This is a genomic window from Nocardia sp. NPDC003269 (assembly GCF_042888005.1).
Lineage (GTDB): Bacteria > Actinomycetota > Actinomycetes > Mycobacteriales > Mycobacteriaceae > Nocardia.
Genome location: NZ_JBIAPA010000003.1, coordinates 1,655,652 through 1,669,911 on the forward strand (window position 1 = coordinate 1,655,652; position 14,260 = coordinate 1,669,911).

Below are 14,260 nucleotides of genomic sequence, written 5' to 3' on the forward strand. Positions count from 1 at the left end.
GGAAGTCTCGGCCCCGCGCGCCCGTGCGACACGCGTAGCGCGCTACCCGATGACGGGGCCGGTCAGACGGTGCGAACGGGAATGCTCAGGTCCGACACCGCTCCCTGCGCGGGCACCGGGACCGCTTGGACCGACACCAGGTCCCCGGCGACGAGCACACCGTCACCGGCCAGGTCGACATGACAGGCCAGCCCCAGTCCGCTCCCGGCGGGCGCGTCCACCGTGAACGGCCACCGCACGCCGGGCCCGATCGCGACGCCGACAGTCACCACCTCCGCGACGAGCGGGGCCGCGGCGTCGAGGTAGGTCACGTCCCGCACCTCGACGACGATCCGCGCCGTGGTCCGCGGACACTCCGGCGGCAGCACCACGAATCCGCTGATCCGGCGCACCTGGGCGGCCATACTTCGAGGGTAGGCCGCGCCGCGTTTCGCCCGGCCGGATGTGGCACCCTGGATTTATCCGGATCGTCCCGATCAGGAGGTTCTGATGTCCAGCTCATCATCCGGACAACGTTCCCGGCGGCACACCGGCCTCGTTCTCGTCGTTCTCACCGCCGCCGCGCTCGCCGCGTGCGGCACCAGTACCGAGCCGGTCGACCCGACCCGCCCGACCCCCACCCAGATACCGGAGATCGGCACCGCTGCCGCCGATCAGCTGTGCGACATGATGGCCGCCGAGATCGGCAACTGGCAGCAGCAGGGGCCCGCCATCGCCCGGGTGTCCTACAACGGCACCGTGCACAACTGGGCGCTGCGCAACGGCGCCATCAATACCGCGATCACGCTCAACCGGGGCGCGATCGACACCGTCACCATCGAGCGCTGCCCCGAGGTCCGCGACCAGGTACTGGCCACCCTCGACATCAGCGATCTCGCCTCGGGTCTGGCCGGGTTCTGACTCAGACCGTGGCGCCGGTGCCGAACCACTGCTCGGCCAGTTCGGCCGAGTCGGTGCCGAGCGCGTGCCCGATCGACTCCCAGGACGCGCCCGTCGCCCGGACGAAGCGGACGGCTTCGACCAGCCGCTGGCGCGCGGACTCCGAATCCTGGAAGGCCAGCCGCACCGGCATCAGCGCCCGCATCTCGAACTGATGGCACTCCCAGTCCTCGAGCACCAGCCGGGTCAGGGTGGGATCGAGCCGGCCGGACGGGCTGTGCAGGCGGCGCTCGGCGGGATCGTGCCCGAGCGGGTGCGCCGAGCGTCGCCACGGCTGCCCACGCCATCGGCCGCAGGAGCACTGCGCGCGCCAGCCGTTCGGCTCGCGTGCGTCGTCGCCGTCGACGAGGTCGACGACCCATCCGTGATGACACTCGAACACAGCATTCATACCGACTCCGATGTCGATTCCCGCCGACTCGGCCGTCACAGAACCCGACCGACTGGTGTGTGAGACTGCTCTTCCCAGGTATTCACCCTCGACGTCTTCCCGGCACGGCGCAACCACCTCACCCCGATATTGGGACCGATCACACAACCGCGGGACCGAGCATGGGACAACCGGTACGATCCGGCCGCCGCGACGGCCGGATCTCGGATCAGCGCAGCGTGACGGTGGTCGGCAGCGCGGCGAAGCCCCGGTTGTTGGACGAGTGGATGCGCACCAGGTTGTCGGTATCGATCTCGTAGTCGGCCACCGCGGCGACGATCTCCTGCAACGCCACCCGCAGCTCCAGCTGGGCCAGGTTCATGCCGAGGCAGTGGTGACGGCCCGCGCCGAAGGCGAGCGAGGCGCTGGTGTCGCGGTCCAGATCGAAGGTGTCGGGGTTGGCGAAGACCGCCTCGTCGCGGTGCGCCGAGCCGCTCAGCAGCAGGATCCGGGCCTGCGCCGGGATCTCGACGCCGTGCAGCTCGATCGGGGTCGTCGTGGTGCGCAGCTGGGACTGGGTGGCGGGGTCGTAGCGCATGGACTCCGCGATCCAGTCGTCGATCCGGCCGTCGAAGGCGGCGCGGCGCTGATCGGGGTGCAGCGCGGCGCTGTGCCAGGCGTTGCCGAGGGTCAGCATGACCGTCTCGATACCCGCGCCGACCAGCAGGATCAGCACCCCGACGATTTCCTCGGGGGTGAGCCGGTCGTCGCCGTCGGCGGCGTCGAGCAGACCAGAGAGCAGATCATCGGTCCGGTGCTGGCTGCGGGCAATGGTCAGCTCCGTGTAGTACCCGACCAGCGCCCCGATCGCGGCCATCGCCTCCGGGCGCAGATCGGTCGACTCGGCGTCGGTGTACATGATCTCCATGCCGAGCTTGCGCAGCAGCTCGCGGTCCTCCTCCGGCACGCCGACCAGCTCGGAGATCACATCGGTCGGGAAGGGCCCGGCGAAGTCGGCGATCAGGTCGAAGCTGCCCTGCTCGAGCAGCGGTCGCAGTGTGCCGCGGGCGATCTCGCGCAGGCGCGGCTCGAGACTCTGCACCCGGCGCTGGGTGAACGCCCGGACGACGAGCTCGCGCATCCGGGTGTGCTTGGGCGGGTCCATCGCCACGAACGAGAAGAACTTCTCCGCCTGCGGACCCCAGAACGCCGGTTCCATGCGCAGGCCGTTGGCGCTGGAGAAGCGCTCCGAATCGCGCAACGCCGCCCGCACGTCGGCATGCCGCGACAGCGCCCAGAAGTCGTCGGTCTCGTTGCGGTAGACGGGGGCCTCGCTGCGCAACCTGGCATAGTACGGATACGGATCGGCATGGACAGCGAAGTCGTAGGGGCTGAACTGCAGGGGCATGGCCGTGCCTTTCGCGGCGGCGGGACCAGCCACGCCACCACCGGTCTCGAGTCGGGCTGACAGGGACGACCGTAGTCGAGAGAAAGGAAGTGCGCCGTGGACTTCGACGCCGCTGCCGACCGGGTGGACGTCACCAAACCACACCCCGCCCGCCGGTACGACTACTGGCTGGGCGGCAGCGCCAACTTCGAAGCGGACCGCAAGTCCGCGGACGCGGTCGCCGAGGCATTTCCGTCCATCCATTTCGCCGTTCTGGAGAACCGCAGTTTCCTTCGCCGGGCGATTCCCTACCTGGTGGATACCGTGGGCATCCGCCAGTTCCTCGACATCGGCACCGGATTGCCGACCGCGGGCAATGTCCACGAACTCGCCCAGGCGATCGCGCCCGAATCCCGGGTGGTCTACGTCGACAACGACCCGATCGTCCTCTACCACGCGCGTGACCTGCTGGTCAGCTCCCCGACCGGCGCGACCGCCTATATCGACGCCGACCTGCGCGAGCCCAGCTCGATTCTCGACCATCCCGCCCTGCGCGGCACCCTCGACCTCGAGCAGCCGGTGGCCCTGATGCTCTGCGCGGTGCTGCACTTCCTCACCGACGAGATGCACCCCTACGACGTGGTGCGGGAGCTGTGCGCCGCGCTGCCCTCGGGCAGCTACCTGACCATGACCCACGCCACCGACGACCACCTCTCGGCCGAGGACCTCGAGGCGACCATCGCCGCCAACGAGCGCAGCGGCGTCCCGTTCCGCCTCCGCTCGACCGCCGAATTCACCCGCTTCTTCGACGGCCTGGAACTCGTCTCGCCGGGCATCACCTCGGTGATCGACTGGCGCCCCACCGAATGGCGTCCGCATCCACGCAAGGAAGCGGTCTCGATGCTGTGCGGCATGGCCCGGATTCCCTAGCCGCACAAGAGATTCCGCTACAGCGCCTCCAGCCGGGCCGGGACGTGTTTGTGCCACGGGGTGCCCGCGAAGGCGTCCTTGTGGGTGGTGCTGGTCAGTTCGTTCGGTGACACGCCCGCGCTGGTCGTGGTGCCGTCGCCGGCCGGGAAGTCGAGGCCGTGCCCGTTGGGCAGGGCGATATTGCCCGCCCGCATCATATCGCTGATCTCGACCGTCACGGTGGCCGTTCCGGTCTCGGTGACCAGGCGGGCCAGGTCGCCGTCGGACACGCCCGCCGCGGCGGCGTCGTCGGCGCTGATCCGCAGGTGGCCGTCGCGGTCGCGGCGGCGCCAGTCCGGGTTGCGGAAGATGGTGTTGGCGGTGAAGGACCGGCGTTCGCCCGCGGCGAGGACCAGCGGGAACTCGGGCGTGGTCCAGGCGGCGCGCGCGGTGGGCAGCGCGCGTACCTCGTCGAGCAGGGTGTCGACGTCGAGGGTGAACCGGCGATCCTTGCGTTTGACGTAGTGCCAGACGTCGTCCCAGGTGTCCTCGGTGAACACCACTCCCGACGGCGACGCGAGGATCGTGTCGAACAGCCGGTTTCCCGGGGTCAGACCGCCGCCGGTGAATCCGGCGCGACCGACCGCCTTCGGGTTCGACAGCGCGCACAGCTGGCTCACGCCCCACAGCACCGCGGCCCCGCGGACCGCGGGATCGAGGGTGGCCCCGAGTGTTTCGTAGAGCAGGAACGGCACGACCTTGCCGAGCGCGGGGTCAGCCGCGACGGTCGCCAGGAAGCTGGCGCCGAAGGTGTCGCGGCCGGTCTCGGCCGCCCGCCGCAGCCGGGTGATGGTCGCGTCGTCGACCACCCGCAGCCGGCGCAGCAGCCGCGCGTAGATCTCCGGTTCGGGCAGCGTGCCCGCGAGCGGTTCCAGCAGCGGCTTGCGCAGGTGGAAGACGTTGCGCGGGAACTCGAAATTGAAGAACGTGGCCTCGGGCTTCTCGAACTGACTCGCGGCGGGCAGCACGTAGTCGGCCTGCCTGGCCGTCTCGGTGAACGCCACATCGATGACAACGGACAGCTCGGTGGCCCGCATCGCCGCGCGGAAACGCCGGGAGTCCGGCAGCGAGTGCGCCGGGTTCGACGAGTCGATCCACAAGGCGCGGAACCGTTTCGGATGATCGGTGAGGATCTCGTCGGCGATCGAATTGCACGGCACCAGCCCGCCGATGATCTTGGCCCCGGTCACCGGCGTGACCCGGCCACCGCCGCCACCACCACCGCCGCCTCCGGCGAGCAGTCCGCCCGCCAGCGGCACCACCGCGTCGAGCAGCGCGGCGGCGCCCGCCTCCAGGCCGGGCCGCAGCGCGCCGACCCTGGCCAGCGTGGGCAGGGTCGTCCCGACGGCCGCCGCGACCGTGGTGACGGTGCGGGCCAGCGCCTTCTTGCGCAGCTTGTCCAGCGCGCTGGGTGGCTTGCGCGGGCCCGACGGCGTCCCCGAGCCCCCGGCCAGCAGCGCGAACGACGAGTGCAGGAACATCGTCCCCGGCCGCCCGAAATTGCCGGTGACGATCCACAGCAGCTTGTTCAGATACGAGACCAGCGTGGAGTTGGGCGCCTGCTGGATGCCGAGATCCTCGTAGACGCACACGCTCGACGCCGTCGCGATCCGGCGGGCGGCGGCCCTGATCCGGTCGACCTCGACACCGCTGATGGTGGCGAACGCGGGAATGTCGATGTCCAGGAACGCCGCTCGCACCTCGTCGTAGCCCGCGGTGTGCGCGGCGACGAACTCGGCGTCGACCAGGTCCTCCTGGATGATCACCGCGACCAGCGCCGCCATCAGCCAGGCGTCGCGGCCCGGCGCCACCCGCAGGTGGAAGTCGGCCATGGCCGCGGTCTCGCTCACGCGCGGATCGATCACCACCATCGACCGCGCCGGATCGCCCGCGACCTGCTTGAGGATCGGCCGCGCCCGCGGGAAACTGTGCGACTGCCACGGATTCTTGCCGACGAAGACCAGGACCTCGGCATGCTCGAAGTCGCCCTTGGTGTGGCCGCCGTAGAGGCGCCCGTCGACCCAGATCTCGCCGGTCTTCTCCTGCGCCAGCGCATTCGAGTGATACCCCGAGCCGAGCGCGCCCCGCAGCGCGAGGGCGTTGGCCGAGCCGAGGTGATTGCCCTGTCCCCCACCGCCGTAGAAGAAGATCGTGTCGCCGCCGTGCGCGTCGCGCAGCGCGGTCAGGCGCGCGGCGATCTCGTCGAGGGCGGTGTCCCAGTCGATCTCGCGATAGCTGCCGTCGGCCTGCCGCTTCAGCGGGGTGGTCAGGCGATGCGGGCCGTTCTGGTACAGATCGAGGCGCATCGCCTTCTCGCAGGTGTAGCCCTCCGACGCCGGGTGGGCCTTGTCGCCGCGGATCTTCGCCAGCCTGCGCCCGTCCAGTTCGACGGTGATGCCGCAGTTGCATTCACACAGGACGCACGCGGTCGCTTTCGGCTGCGTTTCCACCATGGGACATCCTTCGCCGCGGTGACGGAGATCGCCGTCACACCCGAGTAGTATGCTATGCAACATAACATAGAGAGCGGGCGCCTACCATGACAGTTGCCCGACCCGAGATCGCCGAAGGAGACCGTCCCCGTGGGAGCCCGCACCAACACCCGGCAGAAGATGCTCTACAGCGCCGTGGAACTGCTGCGCGAACGCGGTGCGGCCGGGGTGACCGTCGATGCCGTGCTGGCTCGCAGCGGCGCGCCCCGCGGGTCGGTCTACCACCACTTCCCCGGTGGCCGGGCTCAGATCATGACCGAATCGCTCACTCTCGCCGGTGACACGATCGGCACGATCATCGATCAGGCGGCGGCGCGCGGATCACGCACGGCGCTGCGCAGCATCGGCGAGTTCTGGACCGCGATCCTGCGCTCCTCCGAGTACGAGGCGGGCTGCCCGGTGGTCTCGGTCGCGGTGGGCGGTTCCTCCGAGGACCGGCACCTGCGCCCGGAGATCGCCGAGATCCTGCGCCGCTGGCATCGCGCCCTGGACGCGGCCCTGACCGCCGACGGCGTCGACCCGGCGCGGGCGGGCCGGCTGGCCACGATGGCGATCGCGGCCGTGGAGGGCGCGGTCATCCTGTGCCGGGTCGACGGCTCCACCGAGCCGCTCGACGAGGTGCTCGCCGAGCTCGAGACCATGCTCGGCGCCGCGACCGGCCGCGCGGCCTCACAGGTCGAGGACGAGAGTCCCGCTGTCGCACCGTGATACGCAGGCGAGGGTCGTGCCCTCGGCCCGCTCGGCGTCGGTGAGCACGGTGTCGCGATGGTCGGGGTCACCGGCCACCACCCGCACCACGCAGGTCCGGCAGAAGCCCTGACGGCAGGAGTACGGCTGGTCGGGCCGCAGGCGCAGGAGCGCCGCGAGCATGGTCTCGTCCGCGCCGACATCGACGGACTCACCGCTGCTCGCCAGTCGCACCGTGAACGGCGCGCCGTCCACGACGGGTGCGGGCGAGAAACGCTCCGAATGGAATTCGATGCCATCGCGTTCCCTGACCGCGTCCAGCAGGGCGGCGGTCAGGACGGTCGGACCGCAGCAGTAGATCGCGGTGTCGGTGTCGACACCGGCGAGCAGTGCCGCGGCGGTGGGGATGCCGTGCTCGGCGTCGGTGCGCACCGTGACGCGGTCACCGAACTCGGCGATCTCGTCGAGGAACGGAAGGGTCGCGCGGGTGCGCCCGCAGTAGACCATCGTCCACGGCACCCCGAGCCGGTCGGCCGCCCTGGCCATGGTCAGGATCGGGGTGATGCCGATGCCAGCGGCCACGAAATGCAGTCGGCGCGCGGTGGATCCGCGCCCGGGCGGGGCGAACGGGAAGGCATTGCGCGGACCGCGCACGGTCAGCTCCGCGCCGACCGGCAGGTCGTCGTGCACCTCGATCGACCCGCCACCACCGGTGGGGATTCGGCGCACCGCGATCCGGTAGACGCCCCGGTCGGCCGGATCGCCGCACAGCGAGTACTGGCGGACGCGCCCCGAGGGCAGTTCCAGGTCGATGTGCGCGCCCGGCTGCCAGCGCGGCAGGGCACGCCCCGACGGGCACTCCAGGCGCAGGCTCACCACGTCGGCGTCGGCCGCGACGATCGTCCGCTCGGTCACGACGACCGGGAAACGGCGGTCGTCCACGCCGGATTCGAGCCTGCGCCGGTTGATCAGCGTCGACAGGCTCACCTTCGCGGTGGCGATCCGGTCGATCACCCGGGTGGTCGGGTCGTGGTCGTGCTTGCCGTACAGGTCCGGCGGCAGCGTGGCGGGGACGCCGGGCCCGGTCACGGGTGCGCCGCCCTGGCCGCGGGCGACTTCGCCAGATACGCGATCGCCTGCTCGGTCGAGCCGACACTGTTCGGCGAATAACGCGGATCGAACGTCGACAGCGCGCTGCGCGCGAGCGCCCGCAGGCGCGGCAGCGCACCGCGCCGCATGGCACCGAGAATCCGCCACAGCAGCATCGGATAGCCGATGTCCGGCATGCCGGGGTCCTGGTTGATCAGGTAGCGGGTGCCGCGCAGGATCAGCACGAGCAGGATCGGGATGACGATCATCATCATCACCGCGCGCCGCAGATAGCCCGCGCCGAAGTAGACCGCCACATCGTGGGCGACATTGCGGTGCTCCACCTCCTCGGCACCGTGCCAGCGGAACAGGTCGAGCATGCGCGGATCGGCGTGGTGTTTCTCCAAGTCGGCGTTGAGGATCCAGTCACCGAGCCAGGCGAAGAAGTGCTCGAGGCTGGCGATGAAGGTCAGCCGCTCCACCATCCGCACCTCGGTGGCCGCGTCGCCCGCGTCCCGGGCGCCGAGGGTGTTGCGGAAGACGAATTCCATCTGCCGCACATACGGCGCGGTATCGATGCCGTGCGCGGCGAGCACCCCGGCCAGCACCTTCTGGTGCGTCTCGGCGTGCATCGACTCCTGGCCGATGAAGCCGAGCATGTCCTCGCGCAGCTTGGCGTCGCGCACGTAGGGCAGCGCCTCGGTGTAGGCCGCGCAGAACATCCGCTCCCCTTCGGGCAGCAGCAGATTCAGCGAGTTGACGACGTGCGAGGCGACCGGCTCGTCCGGCATCCACCGCAGGGCGGTGTCGGTCCAGTCGAACCGCACATTGCGCGCGTGCAGCGCGACCGGCGCGGGTGCGCTCCGGCGGCGGGGCAGTTTCATCGGACCTCCTCCGTGGCCGGGGTACCGGCGCGCAGGAACTGCCCCGCGCCCCAGGTGGTGCCGAGCCCGTCGGCGAACTCGCCGCGCGCGAACACCCGCATGCCGCCGACGACCGTGGCCAGCACGGCGTCGTCGCTGCGGTTGACCATCCGGTCCAGCCCGAATTCCGGCAGCGGCGCCTCGTGTAGCTCGTGTACCCGGGCGTCCAGGCCGGCGGGGTCGAGGACGAGCAGGTCGGCCCGATCGCCTTCACGCAGGTGACCGGCGTCGATCCGGAACCAGTCGGCGAGCTCCCCGGTGAGCCGGTGCACGGCCCGCTCCACACTGAGGAACGGCTTCCCCGCTTCCTGCGCGCGCAACACCCGTTCCAGCAGGCGCAGCGGGTAGTTGTAGAAGGCCATGTTGCGCAGGTGCGCGCCCGCGTCGCCGAAGCCCATCTGCACCCCGCTGCTGGCGGCGAGTTTGTTCAGGTAGCCGGGCCGGTCGTTGGCGATGGTGGTGCGCCAGCGCAGCGCGGAGCCGTGTTCGACGACCAGGTCGAGGTAGGCGTCGACCGGGTGCAGGCCCCGGTCCGCGCCGACCCGGCCGATCGTCTTGCCGACCACGGCGGCGTCGGGACAGGCGATGATCTCGGCGTCGAAGAAGTCGCGGTGCCAGATGCGCGGGGTGAACTTGTTGTCGTACTGCTTGCGGAACCAGCGCCGGTAGGACTCGTCGCGCAGCAGTTCGTTGCGCTCGACCTGGTCCTTCAAATGCAGCGCGGCCGCACCGGCGCCGAACTCCTCGAAGACCACCAGATCGATGCCGTCGGCGTACACGGTGAACGGCACCGGCAGGTGCTGCCAGCGGAAGTCGGTGCGCGCGAAGCGGTTCAGCAGCGGCGCCACCGTCAGCATGAACCACACCAGCGGCGGATAGGCCTTGGAGTCGGCGGCCGAGAGCAGCGAGGTGCGCAGCGGACGACGTCCGATCCCGGCGCTGGCCAGGAAGAACTTCGCGATGTTCGGGCGCAGGCTCACCGTGGGCGCGCTCTGCAGGACGCGGCGGTTGCGGCGCAGCACGCGGTTGAGCGCCCGGACCTCCTTGCCGCGGGCGTAGGTCGAGGGCAGCGAGCGGGAGCGGTACTCGTCGCCGTCGATCTTGTCGAGCGGGTTCGACATCGACGACAGGCCGAGGAAGCCCGCCGCGATCGCCTCACCGAGCAGCTCCTGCATCCGCTCGAGCTCCGCGGCCGTCGGCCGGGTGTCCCTGGTGACGGCGCGACCGAGGCCGAGCACATGGGTGCGCAGATCCGAATGCCCCAGGAACGCCGCGATATTCGGCCCGAGCGGCAGCTCGTCCATCGCCTTGACGTACTCGGCCGGATCCGACCAGCTCCGGGTGCGGTCGAGCGCGTCGTAGACGGCGTCGCGGGGCACGGCCTCGACCCGGCTGAAGATGTCGGCGCAGTCGGTGTTGGAGGCCAGCACCGTCGACAGCGAGCAGTTGCCGATGACGACGGTGGTGACACCGTGGCGCAACGACTCCGACAGCTCCGGCTTGATCAGCACCTCGGCGTCGTAGTGGGTGTGCACGTCGACGAAGCCGGGCAGCACCCACTTGCCGTCGGCGTCGATCACCTCGGTGTTCGGTCCGATGGGCAACGGCTCGGCCGAGACCCGCCGCACCACGCCGTCGGTGATGCCGAGGTGGCGGCGCTGCGCGGGGGCGCCGGTGCCGTCGAACCAGGTGCCGCCGGTGATGACGAGATCGAAATCGGTCATGGGAGAACTACTTTCCGGTGTCGGTCGAGTGCGCGGCGATGAACTTCTCCGCGTAGTCCGCGATCGCGCCGGGGTCGGCGAAGGGCAGCCAGTGGCCGCGCGGCAGGTCGTGGCGGACCAGCTCGTCGGCCCGGTCCGCGTAGCCGTCGTAGCCGGCCGGGCGCACGGCGATGTCGCGGGTGTTGACGATCAGCTGGACGGGCACGGCGGTGCGGCGGTCCCGCGGCGCGAACATCCGCGCAATGATGTTGGCCTTGTAGAAGCGCAGGCCCGAGACCATGTCGCGGCGCAGGCTGTCGGCGACGGTGACCTGCTCGGGCCGGATGCCCTCGACCAGGCGCAGGAACAGCCGCCACAGCCGCGCCGAACCGGCCGCCCGGAAGAACAGGCCGGGCAGCACCGGCAGCATGAAGAACCCGGTGTAGGCCGAGGACAGGGTCTGGGCCAGCGTGTTCCACACCGCGCGCGGCGTCGGCCTGCGCAGCGGTGCCCGCAGGAACGTGCCGAGGTGGTCGAGGTTGGGACCGGAGATCGAGGTGAACGACGCGACGAATTCGTCGGCGCCCGGCTCGCACACCGCTTCCCAGACCTGGACCGAGCCCCAGTCGTGCGCGACGACGTGCACCGGCTGCTCCGGGCTGAGCTGATCGATCACGGCGAAGAAGTCGGTCGCGAGCCGGTCCAGGCGATACGCCGACACCGCGCGCGGCGCGCTGGACTCCCCGTACCCACGGGTGTCGTAGGCCAGCACCCGGTAGCCGTCCGCCAGTAGCGCGATCACGCCGTCCCACAGGTGGTGGGTGTCCGGCCAGCCGTGGACCAGTACCACGGGTACACCGTCGGGCCGTCCGTACTCGAAGACGGCGAGCTCGATCTCACCGTTCCTGACCCGGTGCTGTCGCCGTGGTTCGGGCCGGACACTGGGCTGATGGTCGAGGTGAGCCGCCATGGGAATTCCTTCTGGACGCGTGCGCCACTGCACGTTGTACTCCGGGTTCGCTTACACGGTACCGCTGGTACCGGTGGAGAGTTTCCCGGGCCACCGGCGACCCTGTCAAGCACGACCGGGCAATCACCACTGGAACTGCCGGTATGCTGCCGATACTGCTTGGGGCGACGCGGAAAGAACAGGGACATGTCGATGACATCGGGGCGTTCGGCCGCGCGGATCCTCTCGCGCGACGATGTCGTCCAGGGGGCGATCCGCGCCATCGGCCGCGACGGCGCGCAGGTGACGATGGGGGCGATCGCGGCCGAGGTCGGCGTCGCGAAACCACGGCTGTACCGCATGTTCACCGACAAGTCCGACCTGGACCGGGCCGTCGCGGACTGGCTGGTCGACCAGATCTACCGGGCGGTGGCGCCGGATCTGTCGCTGATGATGCAGACCCGCCGGACGACCGTGCACCAGTTCCTGACCGCGGCCACGGAGGTCGTGCTCACGTACCCGAACGTGTTCCGCTACGTCGCGATCACCCAGAGCGTCCCGACCGGCGACGGCACGGCCCGCCCGCTCGATGTGGGCAGGCGCCTGTCCGGCGATCTCGCCGAACGCACCAGCACACTGTTCGCCGCGGTCGGTCTCGACACCGACGGTGTCGAGCACCTCGCCCGCGGCATCGTCGGCTTCCTCGTCGCGGTCACCGATCTCTGGCTCGACGTGCCCGGCACGCCGGATCCCGCCGCCACCAGGGAATTCATCGAGCGCAGCACCGATTCGGTCTGCCAGCTCCTGGACGGCTTCCTGCGCGGCAAGGGCGTCACCGTCGACCCGGATCAACCCGTGGTCGAAACCCTCGCCGCGATCTCCCAGGGTCTCCCCCAGGTGTGACGCCGCTCAGCCGCGCTGGTGACGGCTCTCGTAGGCGGCGCGCTCGGCGTCGGCGCGGCGGCGTTCGGCCTCGTCGGCCAGCTCGGGGTCGAAGCCGTGGCTGACCAGGCGGTGCCGCCGGTACACGTAGACCAGGGCGACGGTGAAGTAGACCAGCGGCAGGTAGAGCAGCGCCATCATCGACAGGCCCATCCAGAGCGGGCCGGGGACCAGCAGGAACAGGCACAGGATCGGCAGCACCGGGAGCAGGAAGCGCATCAGGTAGCGGCGGGTGGCGCCGGGACCGGTCAGGTCGGCGAGGACCCAGTCCGCCATCTCCGGCGGCAGGGTGCCCCCGGTGACGTAGCGCACGCGCTGCCAGAGATTGGGGGTCGAGGCGGTCATTGGTGCTCCCTCACGTCCGATGCGCGCCGCGCGGCCGCGTTGACCCGGCCGAGGACATCGCGCAATTCTTCCAGGTCCGCCAGGCTCACGCCGAGCCGCTCGACGACCGCCGGCGGAATCCCCTCGGCCTGCCTGCGCAGGTCGCGGCCCGCCGCGGTGAGATCGATGTGCAGCGTCCGTTCGTCGTGCGGATCGCGACGGCGGGTGATCAGACCGGCGGATTCGAGCCGCTTGAGCAGTGGCGACAGCGTCGCCGAGTCGAGCTGGATCGCCTCGGCGACCGCCTTGACCGACATCGGCGCCTCACCCCACAGGGCCAGCATCACCAGGTACTGCGGATGGGTCAGGCCGAGCGGTTCGAGCAGCGGACGGTAGACCGCCAGCACCGATCGGTTGGCCACCGCCAGGGCGAAACACACCTGCCGGTCGAGCCGCAACGGGTCGTCGAGCTCCTGCATGGTCCACCGCCTTCCTTCGTCCGCACACTATTATGCCACTAATAGTTAGTGCAATAACTATTAGTGGCATCACAGACCGGGCGGCCGGGGATCACTCCTCGTCGACGAGCGGCTCCCCGGCGGCGGCGCGACGGACCTTCTCGCGGCCGTTGTCCTCCTCGGTGCGCCCCTGCCGCCAGTACCCGGTGAAGGTGATGGCGCGCTTGTCGATGCCACGGTCGCGCACGAGATTGCGGCGGGTGAGCTTCACCAGTTCGGCCTCGCCGGAGATCCACGCATACGGTGCGCCCGTGGGGAATTCGGCGGCGCACACCGCGTCCACGACGGCCGCGCCGTGCGGGCGGTCGCCGCGGTGCACCCACCGGACGCGCACGTCACCGCGGGTGTCGAACCGCTGCTCGTCGGCGGGACCGGCGACCTCGATGAACGCCAGGACCGCCGCGCCCGCGTCGAGGCGTTCGACGATCGCGCCGATCGCCGGAATCGCGGTCTCGTCGCCGATCAGCAACTGCCAGGCGGGATTCGGCGGCGGGGTGTAGAGCGCGTGCGGCGGGCAGAGCAGGCCGATCTCGTCACCGGGCGCCGCGGTCGTGGCCCACTCCGACGCGGGTCCGGCGTGCTCGGCGTGCAGCGCGAAATCGATGTCCAGCTCACCGATTTCGGGTCGCTGCGCCCGGATGGTGTAGGTGCGCATCGGCGGGCGGATCTCGTCGGCCATGGCGAGATACCGCTGGTACCAGCTCATCACGCTGCCCGCGTCGTCGAGCGGCGGCGGGACGACGGGACGCCGCTGGCCGGGCAGCGGGAAGAACAACTTCGTGTACTGATCCGGTCCCGTGTCCCCGAGGGCGGCCGGGTCCGAACAGGTCAGGGTGACACGCACCATGCGCGGGGTCAGCCGCACCGCGCGGCGGACCCGCAGCGGCGCGTAGACCATGGTCGGACGGGACACAGTCTCGGTTGCCATTAGGCAAGGCTAACCTATTGAGCACCGGGTCGGCACTCCC

15 protein-coding genes are annotated in these 14,260 nt (G+C 70.4%); 4 read left to right on the forward strand and 11 right to left on the reverse strand.

Features of this window, described 5'->3' with window-relative positions:
• Positions 1-62: 62 nt before the first annotated feature.
• The gene (locus tag ACFYWJ_RS27670; RefSeq protein WP_355281166.1) at positions 63-404 is read right to left on the reverse strand and encodes a hypothetical protein; all 342 of its coding nucleotides are present in this window, start codon (positions 402-404) and stop codon (positions 63-65) included.
• Between the two features lie 85 nt (positions 405-489).
• Between ACFYWJ_RS27670 and ACFYWJ_RS27675 the strand changes: the two genes are divergently transcribed.
• On the forward strand, positions 490-900 hold the full coding sequence (locus ACFYWJ_RS27675; RefSeq protein ID WP_355281164.1) for a hypothetical protein: 411 nt from the start codon (positions 490-492) through the stop codon (positions 898-900).
• 1 nt (position 901) lies between these two features.
• Here the strand turns inward: ACFYWJ_RS27675 and ACFYWJ_RS27680 are convergent, their stop codons facing one another.
• Both ACFYWJ_RS27680 and ACFYWJ_RS27685 read right to left on the reverse strand, forming a co-directional pair.
• Positions 902-1,330 (reverse strand): hypothetical protein, encoded by a 429-nt coding sequence (locus tag ACFYWJ_RS27680; protein WP_355281163.1) that lies wholly within the window; start codon positions 1,328-1,330, stop codon positions 902-904.
• Between the two features lie 208 nt (positions 1,331-1,538).
• Positions 1,539-2,717, reverse strand: coding sequence for a cytochrome P450 (locus ACFYWJ_RS27685; RefSeq protein ID WP_355281162.1), 1,179 nt, complete (start codon positions 2,715-2,717; stop codon positions 1,539-1,541).
• A gap of 96 nt (positions 2,718-2,813) precedes the next feature.
• On the opposite strand from ACFYWJ_RS27685, the gene ACFYWJ_RS27690 reads away from it, so the two are divergent.
• The gene (locus tag ACFYWJ_RS27690; RefSeq protein ID WP_355281160.1) at positions 2,814-3,626 is read left to right on the forward strand and encodes an SAM-dependent methyltransferase; all 813 of its coding nucleotides are present in this window, start codon (positions 2,814-2,816) and stop codon (positions 3,624-3,626) included.
• Between the two features lie 17 nt (positions 3,627-3,643).
• Here the strand turns inward: ACFYWJ_RS27690 and ACFYWJ_RS27695 are convergent, their stop codons facing one another.
• Entirely contained in the window at positions 3,644-6,118 is a 2,475-nt protein-coding gene (locus ACFYWJ_RS27695) for a molybdopterin-dependent oxidoreductase (protein WP_355281159.1), read from the reverse strand.
• A gap of 129 nt (positions 6,119-6,247) precedes the next feature.
• On the opposite strand from ACFYWJ_RS27695, the gene ACFYWJ_RS27700 reads away from it, so the two are divergent.
• Entirely contained in the window at positions 6,248-6,865 is a 618-nt protein-coding gene (locus ACFYWJ_RS27700) for a TetR/AcrR family transcriptional regulator (protein ID WP_355281158.1), read from the forward strand.
• On the opposite strand, the gene ACFYWJ_RS27705 is transcribed toward ACFYWJ_RS27700, so the two are convergent.
• Genes ACFYWJ_RS27705 through ACFYWJ_RS27720 form a run of 4 tightly spaced genes read right to left on the reverse strand, consistent with a single transcriptional unit; the run spans position 6,827 to position 11,529 of the window.
• On the reverse strand, positions 6,827-7,933 hold the full coding sequence (locus ACFYWJ_RS27705; protein ID WP_355281157.1) for a PDR/VanB family oxidoreductase: 1,107 nt from the start codon (positions 7,931-7,933) through the stop codon (positions 6,827-6,829). The two genes, ACFYWJ_RS27700 and ACFYWJ_RS27705, sit on opposite strands and share 39 nt — an antisense overlap.
• A complete protein-coding gene (locus ACFYWJ_RS27710) occupies positions 7,930-8,817 on the reverse strand; it encodes a metal-dependent hydrolase (RefSeq protein WP_355281155.1) in 888 nt (295 codons plus the stop codon). Before ACFYWJ_RS27710 ends, ACFYWJ_RS27705 begins: the two co-directional genes overlap by 4 nt.
• Positions 8,814-10,580 carry an amidohydrolase family protein gene (locus ACFYWJ_RS27715; protein ID WP_355281154.1) on the reverse strand — a complete coding sequence of 589 codons (1,767 nt, stop codon included), beginning with the start codon at positions 10,578-10,580 and terminating at the stop codon, positions 8,814-8,816. The genes ACFYWJ_RS27710 and ACFYWJ_RS27715 overlap by 4 nt, the downstream gene beginning before the upstream one ends.
• A 7-nt stretch (positions 10,581-10,587) precedes the next feature.
• Complete coding sequence (locus ACFYWJ_RS27720; protein ID WP_355281152.1) at positions 10,588-11,529, reverse strand: alpha/beta fold hydrolase; 942 nt, start codon at positions 11,527-11,529, stop codon at positions 10,588-10,590.
• Positions 11,530-11,721: 192 nt separating this feature from the next.
• Between ACFYWJ_RS27720 and ACFYWJ_RS27725 the strand changes: the two genes are divergently transcribed.
• Entirely contained in the window at positions 11,722-12,411 is a 690-nt protein-coding gene (locus tag ACFYWJ_RS27725; RefSeq protein ID WP_355281150.1) for a TetR/AcrR family transcriptional regulator, read from the forward strand.
• Between the two features lie 6 nt (positions 12,412-12,417).
• Here ACFYWJ_RS27725 and ACFYWJ_RS27730 read toward each other — a convergent pair whose 3' ends face one another.
• The 3 genes from ACFYWJ_RS27730 to ACFYWJ_RS27740 all read right to left on the reverse strand — a co-directional run bounded on the left by ACFYWJ_RS27730 (position 12,418) and on the right by ACFYWJ_RS27740 (position 14,220).
• Positions 12,418-12,795, reverse strand: a complete 378-nt coding sequence (locus ACFYWJ_RS27730) for a DUF5313 family protein (RefSeq protein WP_355281148.1) — start codon at positions 12,793-12,795, stop codon at positions 12,418-12,420.
• Positions 12,792-13,253, reverse strand: a complete 462-nt coding sequence (locus ACFYWJ_RS27735) for a MarR family transcriptional regulator (protein WP_355281146.1) — start codon at positions 13,251-13,253, stop codon at positions 12,792-12,794. The genes ACFYWJ_RS27730 and ACFYWJ_RS27735 overlap by 4 nt, the downstream gene beginning before the upstream one ends.
• A 91-nt stretch (positions 13,254-13,344) precedes the next feature.
• Positions 13,345-14,220 carry a siderophore-interacting protein gene (locus tag ACFYWJ_RS27740; RefSeq protein ID WP_355281144.1) on the reverse strand — a complete coding sequence of 292 codons (876 nt, stop codon included), beginning with the start codon at positions 14,218-14,220 and terminating at the stop codon, positions 13,345-13,347.
• Between the last annotated feature and the right edge of the window lie 40 nt (positions 14,221-14,260).